The sequence below is a fragment of the Amantichitinum ursilacus genome, assembly GCF_001294205.1.
In the GTDB taxonomy this organism is placed as follows: Bacteria; Pseudomonadota; Gammaproteobacteria; order Burkholderiales; family Chitinibacteraceae; genus Amantichitinum; species Amantichitinum ursilacus.
This window is the reverse complement of sequence record NZ_LAQT01000012.1, coordinates 21,311-35,492: the sequence shown is the minus strand read 5'-3', so window position 1 is coordinate 35,492 and position 14,182 is coordinate 21,311. Positions and strand designations below refer to the sequence as shown.

Sequence of the window (14,182 nt, the reverse complement as noted above, 5' to 3'; positions counted from 1 at the left end):
GGTAAAGCTGCGCAGAAGGGATAAGGTCAAAAGCCGAGACTAACCGTCTGCATAACCGGGTTTTGTAGCTGCCGCTCCGCGGACGCGAGGCTCAGTCGGCGCCGCTGCGCGTCGCCTACCTTCGCCCGCTCAGGAAATGGTTGGGGTTTTGCACGCGGGGTTGCCTCGTTGCTGCGCAACGTCGGGTGGGCGTGGCGGCTGGGCCGTGACAGTGAACGGCTGCAGCGCGTGCTGATCGCTTCACTGATGCGCAAACCCCTGTCTCATAGGGTGGGTCTAGACCCACCACCCAAAGCCATCAAAAGGTGCGTTGCCGCCTCATCCACCCCGAGTTACCCCGACCAAGCGCATCACCCCAACGACGCAATATCAATCACAAAGCGATAGCGCACATCGCTCTTCAACATGCGGTCGTATGCTGTGTTGACGTCCTCGATGTTGATCATCTCGACATCACACGTAATGCCTTTGTCCGCGCAGTAGTCCAGCATCTCTTGTGTTTCAGCGATGCCGCCGATCAGCGAGCCGCCCACCGAGATGCGTTTGCGCACCAGTGCGCCTGCAGCGAGGGGTGGGTCGATCGGTTCGAGCAAGCCCACCAGCACCAGTTGGCCGTCGAGCTTCAGCGTGGCCAGGTACGGGTTCAGATCGTGTTGATGCGGCACCGTGTCGAGGATGAAGTCGAACTGGCCGGTGACGGCTTTCATCTGGTCGGCGTCGGTGGAGATGACCACGTGTTCCGCGCCCAGGCGGCGCGCTTCTTGTTCTTTGCCGGGCGAGCGCGAGAACAGCGTCACGTCCGCGCCCATGGCGTGCGCAAACTTGAGCGCCATATGCCCTAGCCCGCCCAGACCCACCACGGCAACTTTCTGACCCAGGCCGACCTTCCAGTGTTTGAGCGGCGAGTACGTGGTGATGCCGGCGCACAGCAGCGGCGCGGCCGATTTGGGGTCGAGCTGGTCGGGCACGCGCAGTACAAATTGTTCGCGCACCACGATGCTTTGCGAATAACCGCCGTAGGTGGGCGATTTGTCCTGGCGGTCCAGCGAGTTGTAGGTCAGCGTACTGCCTTCCAGACAGTATTGCTCCAGCCCTTGCTGGCACGGCGCGCAGTGTTGGCACGAATCAACCATGCACCCCACGCCCACCAGATCGCCAGCCTTGAAGTTCCGGACGTCGCTACCAACCGCTTTCACGCGGCCGATGATTTCATGACCAGGCACCACCGGATAACGGGCGTTACCCCATTCGTTGCGCGCCACGTGCAGATCGGTGTGGCAGACGCCGCAATACAGGATGTCGATATCCACATCGTTGGCGCGCAAATCACGGCGGTTAAAGGTAAACGGTGCGACGGGGGATGTGGCGGATTGCGCGGCGTAACCGCGGATATTCAAAGCCATGGCAGCAAACTCCTGAACCGGGGGATGGCGAACATGATCGGGGCAAACAGCCAGCCGGGCGTCCGCCAAAGGACGGAGCGGCGGGCCGGTGGCCAGCCCTGTTTATAGATCAAGGCCTCGGTAGAGCATGCGGCAGCGCGCGAGTTCAGGTGGGCGCGCTGCTTGTGTCTGATTTCTAATGGCCGGCGCGCTCAGTCCAGCAATTGCTGGAAATCCACCGCCATCATCACGCCGCCCCAATGCCGTCCGTTAACACGGATCGGCATCGACACCAGGCCAAAGATATCGCCGACATCGCGCACATAGGCCTGCATCATCACCGGTGCGGTGTCTTGCGCGCTTTGTTTCAGCATCGCGTTATCGCCGTAAAAGCGCTTGTCGCGCCCAAACGCGCGATTGCGTTCCACATCCGCGCCATGCGCCTGGCAATACTTGCTGACGTGGGTAGGTGCGTACACATGGTCCGCCGCGCACATCACGGTCAGATCGGCGCCCGGCACATTGGCAGTGTATTGGTCCAGCAACGGGCGGAAGGTTTGCGCGAAGGCGCCGTCGTAACTGGTGTGATATTGCGTGGGATTGCTGCCCGCGATGGGCGTGTACTGCGTATCGAACAGATTGACACCGCTGGCCGTCATGGCGTTAAGGCGTTGCTCGAAATCGGTTTGCGCTGCTTGCAACTGGTTCAGCACGCGGTCGTAACGATAATCGCCGAGGCGGAAGGTGCTGATCGCCTTCATCGCATGTTCGGTGGCGGTGTCCAACTCGCCCATGGTGGCGGTGGCGCTGGTGGCGCGGCCGGCCATTTCGCCGCTGTGCGCATGCATGGTGGAGACGCTGGCGTGCACATGCTGATGCCCGCTGCGCATCTCATCGATAGCCACACGGATTTCGCCCACTTCGCGCTGCACCTTGGCCGCGCCATCGACAAAGCCTTGCAACTGGCCGTTGGCCACATCCAGGCTGTCGGCCGCCTGTTCGATGCTGGTGTAAATCTGCTGCGCCGCGCTGGCGGTGCGTTCGGACTGGCCGCTGATGCTGGCGATCACCTGATTCACGCTGTCGGTCAGGCCATGGGTGCGTTCGGCCAGCTTGCGCACTTCGTCGGCCACCACGGCAAAACCACGCCCCTGCTCGCCCGCACGCGCCGCTTCGATGGCGGCATTCAGCGCCAGCAAATTGGTCTGGTCCGAAATCTCTTTGATCTGGGTGACGCTGTTGGCGATGGTCTGGGTGGCATTGACCAGCGCGTCGAGGTTATCGGTGAACTCGTGCATCACTTGCGCTACCTGGCGCGCGGTGCTGTTGGCCGCGCCGACATCGCGTTGCGTATGTTGCGCGGCATCGGTCAGATCGTTGGCGTAGCCGGAAATCACTTCGATGCTGCCATGCACATTGTCAACCGCCGCGCCCGCTTCACTGACGCCGCTCAAGATCGATTCGGACAAGCGCTCCTGTTCTTGCGTGCCCGCATGAATATCGCGGATGACCTTGCCCACGCGCGCAGATTGCATCGACACGCGCACCTGGTCCAGCCGCACCGCATGCAGAATGTGGGCCAGATGCGCGCGGGCTTTATTAAACGAGATGGCCGTGTTGGCAAACGGGCCGCGTTCGGTCAACTGCCATGCCAGATCACGTGCGCGTTCATCTTCCAGCGACACCACTTCAAGGCGGAAACGGATGATGTCGGCTTTGACCAGCGACAACGCACCCACTGCGCCCACCGTCACCAGAATCGAAATGCCAAACATGGTCCAGGCCAGCCCGGGCGCGTATTGGCCGAGGAATAAAGCGGTGAGGCCGGCAACGGTGTTGTGCGCCAGAAAGATGCCGATAAAGGCGATGAAAAGCTTGTTCATACACGGACCCCAAGGACGAGGGGCCGGTGTTGCGCCGCCCCCTTAAAAAACGAGGGCTCAGTATAAATGAGGCCCACAGGGGCGCTGGCGTTTGAAATGACGCAATCTGGTGCGTGTTGGTGTTGGCACAACAGCGCGCCGGAACGCGCTGCGGGGCACGGTTGCGCCTGTCAGAAATGGCTAAGCATAAAGGCCAGATAATCCTGCCAGCCCGCCTCGCCTTCACGTGGCGCCCAGGCGCCGCGTTCGTGCTCGGCCAAGGGCGACCATGGGCCTTGTTTACTCTCGAAAAACACCGAATCCGGGGCCAGCGCCACAAGGCTGTGGAACACGCCCAGCGGGATGTTGATACCGCTGTTTTCGCCGCCTGCCTGCAACGTACAGGCCTGTATGACCTTACCCGCCTCGTCAAAAATCAAACAACCGAATTTGCCGCTCAAAACCACGATGCTCTCGTCCTTGCCTGCCTCGGTATGGCAATGCGGCTGCACGTACGTGCCCGGTTGTAGTGCATTGAGCATGCGATGGCATGGTGATTCGTTGGCCGGATGAAAATTGAGATTCTTGCGCAAGCGCGGGCTGCTTGCGGCGCCGGCAGAAAGTTCGGCCAGCATGGCCTGATTGATCAGTTCGACGCGGGACATCAGCGGTACCTCCAGACGAAAAAAAACCCGGGGGAGTTTACGCCCCGGGTCCACCAACAACATCTACAAAGGAGAAACTATCAAGACGCAAAGCTGCATCCCAACAGGCTTTCAAATCTATCCAAATACCTGGATGGTGTCAAACGGTTACATGCATTACGCGACGCTGGCGTCAAGCGGCGAACCGGAGGGAAACAGCGTATGATTTTGTCTTTTTCTAGCGGCCAGCCCATGACCCTGCCAGACCCCCGACTGTATCCGCGCGTTAATCCCAATAACCCGCTGATCCGCACGCTGATGTCGCTGCTGACGGAGCACGATGCCGAGCTCGTCATCCAGAAGCGCAAAACCCTGCATACGCAACTGGCCGAAGTGCTGGCCACGCAGGACCATGCCGCACTCAATGCCGCGCTGACTCAAGCCCCGTCGCACTATGCTTACAGCGTTTTATGGGAGGCGCTGCGACAAGTCGTGGAGCAGGCTGATCCTTACAGCGCGCAGTCGGCCACGCTGTTTGCGATACCGCTCATTCTGGTGGCGGGTATCAAGGGCCAGGCGCAATTGCCCGGCAAGCTGGGCGATATCGATGCGATCACCGCCTTGCTCAAGCAGCACGATGTGATCGCGGCGGATGCCGATGTGTATTTGTCTGCGCGGCTGGCGCACCCGGAACAGATGGCCAGCGTAAATCCGGCGCAACTGGCGTTGTGGCGCGACCAACTGCAATACGCCAGCGGCGGGCTGCCGGTGGCGTTGGAAGAAGCGCCGGTGCAATTCAAAGACGAAGGCGTGTTTGCGCGCTTTATAGTGGGCATCGCCATTCAGCGCAAAGGCGCGCCGCCTGCCATCAAACTGAATGCCCGCATCGGCGCGTGGGGCGTGCCGCTGGCGCAGGAGATTGGCCGTCAGCTGCAAACCAACGGCGTGACGCTGTTTACGATTCCGCGCGCGCCGCAAAGCTGGCTGGCCGCGCAGGAATCCGCGCGCCAGACGCAAAACGAAACGCGCCTGCAGGTGGCCACCAGCAACGCATTACGCAGCATCCGCAATAACGGTCGCACGCCGGTGGTGGTGATGGCGGCGCACGAATCGGGCGAAATCCGCATTACCTTTGCCGCGCAAGAAGACGACGAACGCTGGGAAGGCTTTGTCTGGCCGTTGGCCCCGCTGGACGACGCCGCGCAAATTCTGGCGTTTGCCCAGGATTTGTTCGCCGAATGCCATGTCGATGAAGTACGCGTCATCGACGCGGTGCAACCCGACCGCGTGGGTGAACTACCCTTCTTTGTAACGGCGCATATTCCCCCTGTGGCGCATCACTGAAAAAATCCAGGAGCCAGCATGAGCGAACAGTTTTTCCAGCATCACGTGTTTTTCTGCACCAACCAGCGCGGCCCGGGCGAAACCTCCTGTAATGATTGCGGCGCCTCGGCGTTGCAGGCTTATGCCAAAGACAAGGTCAAAGCGCTGAAGCTGCCGCGCGGCCAGGGCGGCGTACGCATCAACAAGGCCGGGTGCCTGGATCGCTGCGATGAAGGTCCGGTACTGGTGATCTATCCGCAAGGCACGTGGTATCGCTATGTGGATCAGGAAGATATCGACGAGATTATCGACCGCCACCTGGTGAAGGGCGAGATTGTGGATCGCCTGAAGATTTGAGTTTTGCGACCCGCACGTGAGGTCCGGGCTGCGTTTGACGCCCTACCCACTGCCGCACAACGCCGTCCTGCTTTCAGGGCGGCGTTGTTATTTCGGGATTCCATCACTCACTCGGGACGACGTCGCGACTTTTTGCTCAATCCCTGCAAAAAGTTGTAGACGACTGGTCTAATTGTGACTACAGTGCAGGCATGGCTACTTCACACCCCTCCCCAACCCACGACGTACGCAGCACTATTCTTGCTGTGGGTCAGCGTTTGATCAGCGCCAAAGGTTTTACTGGCGTGGGCCTGAACGAGATTCTGTCGGAAGCCGGGGTGCCGAAGGGTTCGTTTTATCATTACTTTGCTTCGAAAGACGCGTTTGGCGTGGCCCTGCTGGAAAGCTATTTCGACGATTATCTGGGCGAGATGGATCAAGTGCTGGCCTTGCCAGGCAAGACCACCGCGCAGCGACTGCAGCGCTACTGGCAAATCTGGCAAGACAACCAATCCTTCAGCGACTGCCAAGGCAAATGTCTGGCGGTGAAGCTGGGTGCGGAAGTAGCGGATATGTCGGAAACCATGCGCGCCGCGCTCAATCGCGGCACCGCGGGCATCATCAGCCGGCTGGCTGCTGCGCTGGCTGCGGGCGTTACGGATGGTTCATTAACCATAACTGCCGATCCGACCGCGCTAGCGCACAGCCTGTATCAGCTTTGGCTGGGCGCCAGCATCATGGTCAAGATCAGCCGCACCACCCAGCCGTTTGCGATGGCGCTGGAAGCAACCAGATCGCTAGTGCACGGCACGCCCTGAAACTGGACGACTACACTGAGTAAACCCACGCACTTCTGCGGAAGTGTTTTTTCAGACCCGTCAACTAGCCGACTGGTCTACTTTATAACCTGAAACTGCCGTTGACCACCCCCACCTCTGGAGCAACAAACATGAAAGTATTAATGGTTCTGACCTCGCATGACCAGCTGGGTAACACCGGCCGCAAAACCGGCTTCTGGCTGGAAGAACTGGCCGCGCCCTATTACGCGTTTAAAGAAGCTGGCGTTGAAATCGTGCTGGCCTCGCCCCTCGGCGGCCAGCCGCCGCTGGACCCGAAAAGCAACGAGCCCGCCAACCAGACCGATCTGACGCGTCGCTTTGAAAAAGATGCCGCCGCTACTGCGCAACTGGCGCAAACCGTGCGCCTCGATAGCGTTAATCAAGCCGATTTCGATACCGTGTTCTATCCGGGTGGCCACGGCCCGCTGTGGGATCTGGCCGAAGACGCCACCTCGATTGCACTGATCGAGGCGTTTATTGGCGCAGGCAAGCCGGTGGCATTGGTCTGCCACGCGCCGGGCGCATTGCGTCATGTCAAAGCGGCGGATGGCAGCCCGCTGGTGCAGGGCAAGAAGGTGACTGGCTTTACCAATAGCGAAGAAGCCGCCGTCGGCCTGACCGAGATCGTGCCCTTTTTGGTGGAAGACGAGCTCAAAGCCAAAGGCGGTGTGTACTCCAGTCTGGAAGACTGGGCGCCGTACGTGATTACCGATGGCCTGTTGATCACCGGGCAAAACCCGGCGTCGTCGGCCCCGGCCGCAACGCAATTGCTGCAACATCCGGCGCTGGCAGGTCGCTAAGCCAGGACTAGCACCAGGGTCGCGCCGCGCCGGGTTGTGCACCATGCAGATGCGATGATCGTTGTTATGCAGGCCGCCGTTCTGGCGGCCTGTTTTTTGCCCTCGTCCACATAACGCGCGCACCAGAAAACGGCGCTAAACCGCGTCCAGCGTCTGATCCAGGCCAACCGTACGACAAAAAGATGACGTCGAATTACGCATGTGGTTGCATAGGCACGTTTTCCAGGAAAGGAAGCCTCCGTTTGCCCCGTCACCCGCGCCTTCTGCTGTTGAGTACGCTTACCGCGTTGCTGCTGTGCGCGCCCGCGAGCTACGCCTCGCGCCTGAGCGAATGTCTGGGTTTCAGCCCGAAAGACCGCGTGTTGATTGTCGATGCCGCCGATGTGGGCTTACAGCCCGATATCGATGCCGCCGCCTTTGCGCTGGTGGATCAGGGTTTGATTCAGACTTTGTCGGTGATCCCTACAGGGCCGGATTTCGAGAACGTGGCGCGCATGGCGCGCGAGCGCGGCTTGCCCGTGGGGCTGGAGCTGACGCTGACCAACGAATGGCAAGACAAACTACCCTGGACTACCGTACTGCCGCGCGATCAGGTGCCCTCGCTCTACGCCGATGCCACCCATTTGTGGTCCGACACCGAACAGCTGGGCGTGCATGCCGAACGCGGCGATGTGTTGCGCGAGATGCTGGCGCAGATTGGCAAAGCGCGCGGCGCGGGCTTGCAGATCAGCCATATCCAGTCGCACCGCATGTTCTGGCGAGCCAATCCCGAGATCATGAAGTTGTATTTAACCTTGCCCGCCGAGACCGGCATTCCGCTGGTGGCTCAAATGTATGAGCTGCCGTTTGAGCGGCAGATGGCGCGTAATCTCACCGGCCAGCAAGTCGGCGTGATTACGCCCGATGCCACGGTGATGTTGTATGACCCGGCGCGCCGCGTGGTGGATCAGCGCTACACCGGTTATGACGAACTGCTGCCGCTGTTGCCGCCCGGCATTACCCACCTGACCATCCACCCGGCGCAGCCCAATCCCAAAGCGCGCACGGTGCTGCCCGACCAGGCCATGCGCGTATCTGACTACAACTTGTGGCGCGAAGGTCGCTTGCAGAAAACGGCACGGCAACTGGGTATCAAAACCACCGATTTTGCGCCGCTCAAGCTGTTGCAACGGCGCGTGGATGACAGCACCGATAGCTGTATCGCGGTGCAATCGGCCAAGTGACCGCGGCGCGGAAATTCCCCGTCGCCTAGCTGGCGCGCTCGCCCACCATTGGGCCATCGCCGGTCAGGCCATAGGCGGTAAACACAATCGACATATGTGAGAACGCCTGCGGAAAGTTGCCCAGCATCTGCTTTCCCACCGGATCGTATTCTTCCGACAGCAAGCCCAGGTCGTTACGCAACGACAGCAAATGTTCGTACAGGGCGCTGGCTTCTTCCATACGGCCTTGCAGTACCCAGTTATCGGCCAGCCAGAAACTGCACGCCAGAAACGCGCCCTCGCCCGGCGGCAAGCCATCGCGCGATTCGGCGGTGCGATAACGCAGCACCAGGCCATCTTGCAGCAGATATTTTTCGACGGCGGCCACGGTGCCGATAATGCGGGGATCGTCAGGCGGCAAAAAGCCCACCAGCGCTAGCCCAAGCAGACTGGCATCGAGTTGATCGCCGCCGTACACCTGCACAAAGCTGTTGAGCTCGGCGTTAAAGCCTTGGGCGCAGACATCGGCGTGCATCTGGTCGCGCAGCTGTTTCCAGTGTTCCACCGGACCTTTCATATCAAATTGCTCAGCGGTTTTGATGCAGCGATCCACCGCCACCCACGCCATCATCTTGGATGAGGTAAATTGCTGCGCCCCACCGCGCACTTCCCAGATGCCTTCGTCGGGCTGCTGCCAGATGCGTTCCAGCCGTTCCAGCAAATTGCATTGCAACGACCACGCATCATCATCAGCCGCCAGACCGCCGCGGCGCGCCTGGTACAGCGCATCCATCAGTTCGCCATAGGTATCTAGCTGCAGTTGGGTGGCCGCCTGGTTGCCTATGCGCACGGGCGCGGAATTGGCGTAGCCGGGCAGCCACGGAATTTCCTTCTCGTCGAGCATGCGTTCGCCCGCTATGCCGTACATGATCTGGATCTGGTCGGCCGTGCCGGCCACCGCGCGCACCAGCCACGAGCGCCAGGCCGCAGCTTCCTCGACATAGCCCGCGCGCAACAACGTCATCACGGTCAGCGTGGCGTCACGCAACCAGCAAAAGCGATAGTCCCAATTACGAACGCCGCCCAGGGCTTCGGGCAGCGAGGTGGTGGCGGCGGCGATGATCGCGCCAGTGGGCGCATACGTCAGCGCCTTCAGCGTAATCAGCGAGCGCTTGACGGTTTCAGCAAACGGGCCGACGTGCAGACAGCGGTCGGACCACTGCCGCCATTCCTGCTCGCAATGCGCCAGGGCGTGGTTGACGTCGATGCCAGGCGGCACATCCAGATGCGACGGGCCGTACGACAGCGTAAACGGCACCACCTGGCCGGCGCTGACCTTGAAGCGCGCCACGGTGGACAGATCAACGCCGTCCAGCTCGATCGGCGTGCGCAGCACCACCATATCGGGCCCGGCCACGGCATGGATGCCATCGGCCTCGGGCAACTGGCGCACCCACGGCACGGTCAGGCCCATATCAAAACGCAGCCGCAACAGCAGCTCCATCTCGACTTCGCCTTCCAGACCTTCCACCAGCCGGATCAGATGCGAATGCTCATCGCGCAACGGCATGAAATCGGTAATGCGCACGCGGCCCGTGGCAGTGCTGAATTCGGTATCCAGTATCAACGTGCCGGGCCGGTAGGCGCGTTGCACAAACTGGCCATCCACCGGCGCGATACGCCAGCAGCCGTGATCATCATTGCCCAGCAAGGCGGCAAAGCAGGCGGAAGAATCAAAGCGCGGCCAACACAGCCAGTCGATGCTGCCCGCCTTGCTGACCAGTGCGGCCGTTTCACAGTCGCCGAGCAAGGCATAGTCTTCAATACGCGAGGGCATGGAGTTTTCCTGTAACCGATATACGACCTTAACGGCCCACGGCGGCAACGGGCTGTCGGCCAGCGGCCTGAAGCGCCTGGCGTGATGTCTGACATGGCTGGAACGTTGCGTTTTCGCGGTCGAGCGGCAGGCGTGTAGGCGTTTTCTTTAGCGGCAACGCGGCGCGCTGGCAGCGGTAACGCGGGCCCGTCCGACAGGCTGCGCAGGAGGCCGGGGCTAAGCTGGGACCATTCCACAATTCGTGCGAAGCAACAGCGAGGAGCATCATGATGAACAGTCCCAATCCCATCAATCTGCCGGTTAACCAGGGCGCGACAGCGGGCGCCGCTTATGACACCAGCCGCCGCCGCGTGATTGCGTCACGCACGCTGGAAGGCGCGAAAGTGGTTAACGATCTGGGCGAAGAACTGGGCAAGATCGACCAGGTGGTACTGGATATCGACCGCGGCCGCATCGCCTATGCCGTACTGTCGTTTGGCGGCTTTATGGGCCTGGGCGATAAATTGTTTGCGCTGCCGTGGTCGTCGCTGCAATCGGACCCGGTGAATGAGCGGTTTATTCTGGGTGGCGTGGATCGCGCGCGGCTGGAAAGCGCGCCGGGCTTTGATAAGGATCATTGGCCCGTGTTTGCGGATGACCAGTGGGCTGTGGGCATCCATGACTACTACGGTATCGATCCGTATTGGCAATAACGGCATGCGATAACCCATAGGGTGGGTCTCGACCCACCCTATGCGTTTATTTGCGGTAGATGGTGATCGCGTCGACAAATTGATCTTCGCCCACCTTGGCGTAGCGCTGATCAATCAATTCAAAATCCGCCGGTAGTTTGTGCGCCCACTGGCGCACCAGCGCATCAAATTGCTCGGGCGACAGTTGCGCCTGTTCGGCGGTGACGGTCAGGGACGATTGCGGTTTGACGCTTTGCAGATAGCCTGCAAGCTTGATGAGATTGGCAAACATATACGGCGCGGCTCCGGCTAGACGGCGGCAATTTTAACTCCGACCGCCTGCGCCGCAAACCGTTCGCACGGTTTGCATCAGGCGACCAGCTCGACCGGTTCCAGGCAGTTGTCACAATGGCCGCAGCGCTCAAACGGCGCGGCTTCACCAAAATACTCCAGCAGAAAACACCAGCGACATTGCGCGTTTTGCGCGTAATGCATCATCTGGTCCAGCTTGTCCTGATCCGCCAGCGCCACCGCTTCAAAGCGCGCGGCCAGCGTATCGAGATGCTCGCCAGTGTTGCCCTGCACGCTGACGCGCCAGTGTTCATCCGCCAGTTCCACCAGTCGGTCACGCCGCAGTACCGCCAGAATCACATCCTGCTTGCCGCGCGGCATCGGCTTGAGCGCCTGGCGCAAAGCCTTGGTGCTGACCGCTTCGCGCTGGCTGCCGCCCATGTCTTCCAGCGTGCGATACACCTTGCCGATATCACGCCGCGTGGGGTAGCGCCCGCCCAGAAAGTATTTCTGTGTGCGCTGGTCCGCAAGGTCGTACAGCAACAGGCATTCCGCCAGTTCGCCATCACGCCCGCCGCGGCCGGCTTCCTGGTAATACGCTTCCACCGTGGCCGGAAATTCAAAATGGATAATCTGGCGGATGTCGGCCTTATCGATGCCCATGCCAAAGGCGCTGGTGGCGACGATGACCTTGACCTCGCCCGCCATAAAGCGGTCCTGGTTTTCGTGGCGCTGTTTAGACGGCAAACGGCCGTGGTACAGCAAGGCCTCCACGCCATTGGCCAGCAAAAACTGGTGGATGGCCTCGGCGGTTTTGATGGTCGCGGCGTACACGATGCTGGTGTCGCCCTCAGCCAACTGCTCCAGCAAAATCTGCTGTTTTTCTGCGGGCTGGGTGACGTGCTCCACGCGCAAGGCCAGGTTGGGCCGATAGATGCTGGTGTTCAGCACACGCATGTCGGGGCGGTCCAGCTGCAGTTTGATATCGGCGATGATTTCGTCGGTGGCAGTGGCCGTCAGCGCCAGAATCGGCGGCCGACCGAGATCGCCCACGGCCTGGCCAATATGCAAAAACGCCGGGCGGAAATCATGGCCCCATTGCGAAATGCAATGTGCCTCGTCGATCACGATAAAGTCGATGCGGATGGTTTTGAGCGCATCGATAAACTCGCTGCGCGCCAGCCGTTCGGGCGTCACAAACACAAATTCGAGTTCGCCCGCCAGCAAGCGCTGCAAGGCCTCGGCTTCTTCGCTGGCGCTCAGCGTGCTGTTAAACAGCGCCGCTTGCAGGCCCAATTCAACCAGTTTTTCCTGCTGGTCTTTCATCAGCGCAATCAACGGCGACACGATCAGCGTGGTACCAGGCAAAGCCAGCGCAGGCAGTTGATAACACAGCGATTTGCCCGCGCCGGTGGCCATAATGGCCAGCGTATCCTGCCCGGCCGCGATGGAACGGATGACCTCATCCTGCCCCGGTCGCAACGCGGCAAAACCAAAGGTTTCGCGCAGCGTTTTTGCGACCGAGCTGCTGAGGGTTTTACCGGCTAACTGACTAAACGAGCGGCGCTTGGCCATGTTGGAATGCCTGTCTGAGTTCACTGCTTGCAAGTTCGACTGCGTCGTTGGCTTTATCCAGCACCGCACCCATGCCAAAGAATTCGTGCGTTACGCCTTTGAATTCGTGATAACGCACCGGCACGCCGGCGGTCGTTAGCCGTTGTGCATAGGCTTCGCCATCCGAGCGCAGCGGGTCGATCTCGGCCGTGATGATGGTGGCAGGCGACAAGCCGCGCAGATCGGTGGCACGTAAAACCGAGAACAACGGGCTGCTGCCATCTTCCGGCCGCGCCAGATACTTATCGTAGAACCACGGCAGCATTGCCGTATCCAGCGGCTTGGCGCCTTTGTTTTCGTGTTGCGACGGCGTATCGAATGAGTAATCGGTCACCGGGTACACCAGCAGCTGATGCACCGGCACTTGCAGATTGTTGTCACGCGCGCGGATGGTGACCGACGCGGCCAGATTGCCGCCGGCGCTTTCGCCCGCGATGGCAATGCGGGCGGGATCGCCATTGAGCGTGGCGGCGTTGTGCAGCGCCCATTGCCATGCGGCATAGGCATCATCGTGCGCCGCCGGAAAGCGATGTTCCGGCGCCTGACGATAATGCACCGAGATCACAATCGCCTGGGCGCCATTGGCCAGCGCGCGTGGCGTGGCGTCATACACGTCCAGATCGGCAATCACCCAACCGCCGCCATGGAAATACACGATCACCGGTTGCAGTTCGGCTGCAGCGGCGTTTTGCGGCCAGTAGATGCGCGCCTGCAACGGGCCGGTCGCGCCATCGATCGTGCGGTTTTCAATTTTGGCCACCGGTTGTGGCAAGGCTTGCTGGCCGCGCGCTTGCAACAGCGCCACCACCGCATCGGCGGGCGTCGGGTTGCTGCGGGCTGCGGCCACGCTCAGCGTTTCGACCGGCTTGGCGCCCAGCTTCACCAGCTGATCCAGCACCGCTTGCATCTGCGCATCAGGCACACCAATCGCCGCCTGGTTGAGGGCGGTGGTGCGGCCCGCGTCGGCTTCAAGTTTGCCCGCCAGCTCGCGTTCTTCATTACCCGTAATCGCGCCGGTCCATTCCTTGACCTTGCCGCGCGCCTGCTCAAGGCGACCCTGGAATTCTTGCTGGTTCATGATTGCTCTCCTTGCATACGGCCGTCAGCACATCGCATGCGCGGCGTCTGGCTAGCGGGTGAATCGGAATTCGGTTCGAGCATTGATTGTGATGGCTGACGGGCGGGCTTACTAACGGGGCAAAACTGATCGCGTTGTAGGCATACAGCGCGTCTTGCAACCGCAGGCTGACAGTGTGTGTGGGGCGTTTTCGGTGTTCAGTAACTTGCTTACAAGATCATTAAGGCATTTTGTATGGTAAATCTCACCTTTTATCGCCCGAAGGCCTAAACAGGCCTTTCCAACTCCCATCAGATAATCATA

Annotated in this window: 13 protein-coding genes; 6 read left to right on the top strand and 7 right to left on the bottom strand. The window is 60.6% G+C overall.

Going from position 1 to position 14,182, the window contains the following annotated elements; all coding sequences use genetic code 11:
• Positions 1 to 350: 350 nt before the first annotated feature.
• The 3 genes from WG78_RS14990 to WG78_RS14980 form a co-directional block, all read right to left on the bottom strand.
• Positions 351 to 1,403: an NAD(P)-dependent alcohol dehydrogenase gene (locus WG78_RS14990; RefSeq protein ID WP_053938658.1), complete on the bottom strand. Its 1,053-nt coding sequence runs from the start codon at positions 1,401 to 1,403 to the stop codon at positions 351 to 353.
• Positions 1,404 to 1,594: 191 nt separating this feature from the next.
• On the bottom strand, positions 1,595 to 3,265 hold the full coding sequence (locus WG78_RS22740; RefSeq protein ID WP_053938657.1) for a methyl-accepting chemotaxis protein: 1,671 nt from the start codon (positions 3,263 to 3,265) through the stop codon (positions 1,595 to 1,597).
• Positions 3,266 to 3,435: 170 nt separating this feature from the next.
• Positions 3,436 to 3,909, bottom strand: a complete 474-nt coding sequence (locus tag WG78_RS14980) for a WbuC family cupin fold metalloprotein (RefSeq protein WP_053938656.1) — start codon at positions 3,907 to 3,909, stop codon at positions 3,436 to 3,438.
• A 231-nt stretch (positions 3,910 to 4,140) separates the two neighbouring features.
• Here WG78_RS14980 and WG78_RS14975 point away from each other — a divergent pair, with 231 nt between their 5' ends.
• The 5 genes from WG78_RS14975 to WG78_RS14955 all read left to right on the top strand — a co-directional run bounded on the left by WG78_RS14975 (position 4,141) and on the right by WG78_RS14955 (position 8,409).
• Positions 4,141 to 5,232: a hypothetical protein gene (locus tag WG78_RS14975; RefSeq protein ID WP_053938655.1), complete on the top strand. Its 1,092-nt coding sequence runs from the start codon at positions 4,141 to 4,143 to the stop codon at positions 5,230 to 5,232.
• Positions 5,233 to 5,250: 18 nt separating this feature from the next.
• Positions 5,251 to 5,568 (top strand): (2Fe-2S) ferredoxin domain-containing protein, encoded by a 318-nt coding sequence (locus WG78_RS14970; protein ID WP_053938654.1) that lies wholly within the window; start codon positions 5,251 to 5,253, stop codon positions 5,566 to 5,568.
• A gap of 191 nt (positions 5,569 to 5,759) precedes the next feature.
• Positions 5,760 to 6,365 (top strand): TetR/AcrR family transcriptional regulator, encoded by a 606-nt coding sequence (locus WG78_RS14965; RefSeq protein WP_053938653.1) that lies wholly within the window; start codon positions 5,760 to 5,762, stop codon positions 6,363 to 6,365.
• A 131-nt stretch (positions 6,366 to 6,496) separates the two neighbouring features.
• Positions 6,497 to 7,186, top strand: coding sequence for a type 1 glutamine amidotransferase domain-containing protein (locus WG78_RS14960; RefSeq protein ID WP_053938652.1), 690 nt, complete (start codon positions 6,497 to 6,499; stop codon positions 7,184 to 7,186).
• A gap of 242 nt (positions 7,187 to 7,428) precedes the next feature.
• On the top strand, positions 7,429 to 8,409 hold the full coding sequence (locus tag WG78_RS14955) for a ChbG/HpnK family deacetylase (protein WP_053938651.1): 981 nt from the start codon (positions 7,429 to 7,431) through the stop codon (positions 8,407 to 8,409).
• A gap of 25 nt (positions 8,410 to 8,434) precedes the next feature.
• Here the strand turns inward: WG78_RS14955 and WG78_RS14950 are convergent, their stop codons facing one another.
• Positions 8,435 to 10,225: a glycoside hydrolase family 15 protein gene (locus tag WG78_RS14950; RefSeq protein ID WP_053938650.1), complete on the bottom strand. Its 1,791-nt coding sequence runs from the start codon at positions 10,223 to 10,225 to the stop codon at positions 8,435 to 8,437.
• 269 nt (positions 10,226 to 10,494) lie between these two features.
• Between WG78_RS14950 and WG78_RS14945 the strand changes: the two genes are divergently transcribed.
• The gene (locus WG78_RS14945) at positions 10,495 to 10,917 is read left to right on the top strand and encodes a PRC-barrel domain-containing protein (protein ID WP_053938649.1); all 423 of its coding nucleotides are present in this window, start codon (positions 10,495 to 10,497) and stop codon (positions 10,915 to 10,917) included.
• Between the two features lie 46 nt (positions 10,918 to 10,963).
• Here the strand turns inward: WG78_RS14945 and WG78_RS14940 are convergent, their stop codons facing one another.
• The 3 genes from WG78_RS14940 to WG78_RS14930 all read right to left on the bottom strand — a co-directional run bounded on the left by WG78_RS14940 (position 10,964) and on the right by WG78_RS14930 (position 13,879).
• Complete coding sequence (locus tag WG78_RS14940; protein ID WP_053938648.1) at positions 10,964 to 11,188, bottom strand: hypothetical protein; 225 nt, start codon at positions 11,186 to 11,188, stop codon at positions 10,964 to 10,966.
• Between the two features lie 77 nt (positions 11,189 to 11,265).
• Positions 11,266 to 12,762 carry a RecQ family ATP-dependent DNA helicase gene (locus WG78_RS14935; protein WP_053938647.1) on the bottom strand — a complete coding sequence of 499 codons (1,497 nt, stop codon included), beginning with the start codon at positions 12,760 to 12,762 and terminating at the stop codon, positions 11,266 to 11,268.
• A complete protein-coding gene (locus WG78_RS14930) occupies positions 12,740 to 13,879 on the bottom strand; it encodes an alpha/beta hydrolase fold domain-containing protein (RefSeq protein WP_201782456.1) in 1,140 nt (379 codons plus the stop codon). The genes WG78_RS14935 and WG78_RS14930 overlap by 23 nt, the downstream gene beginning before the upstream one ends.
• Positions 13,880 to 14,182 lie beyond the last annotated feature (303 nt).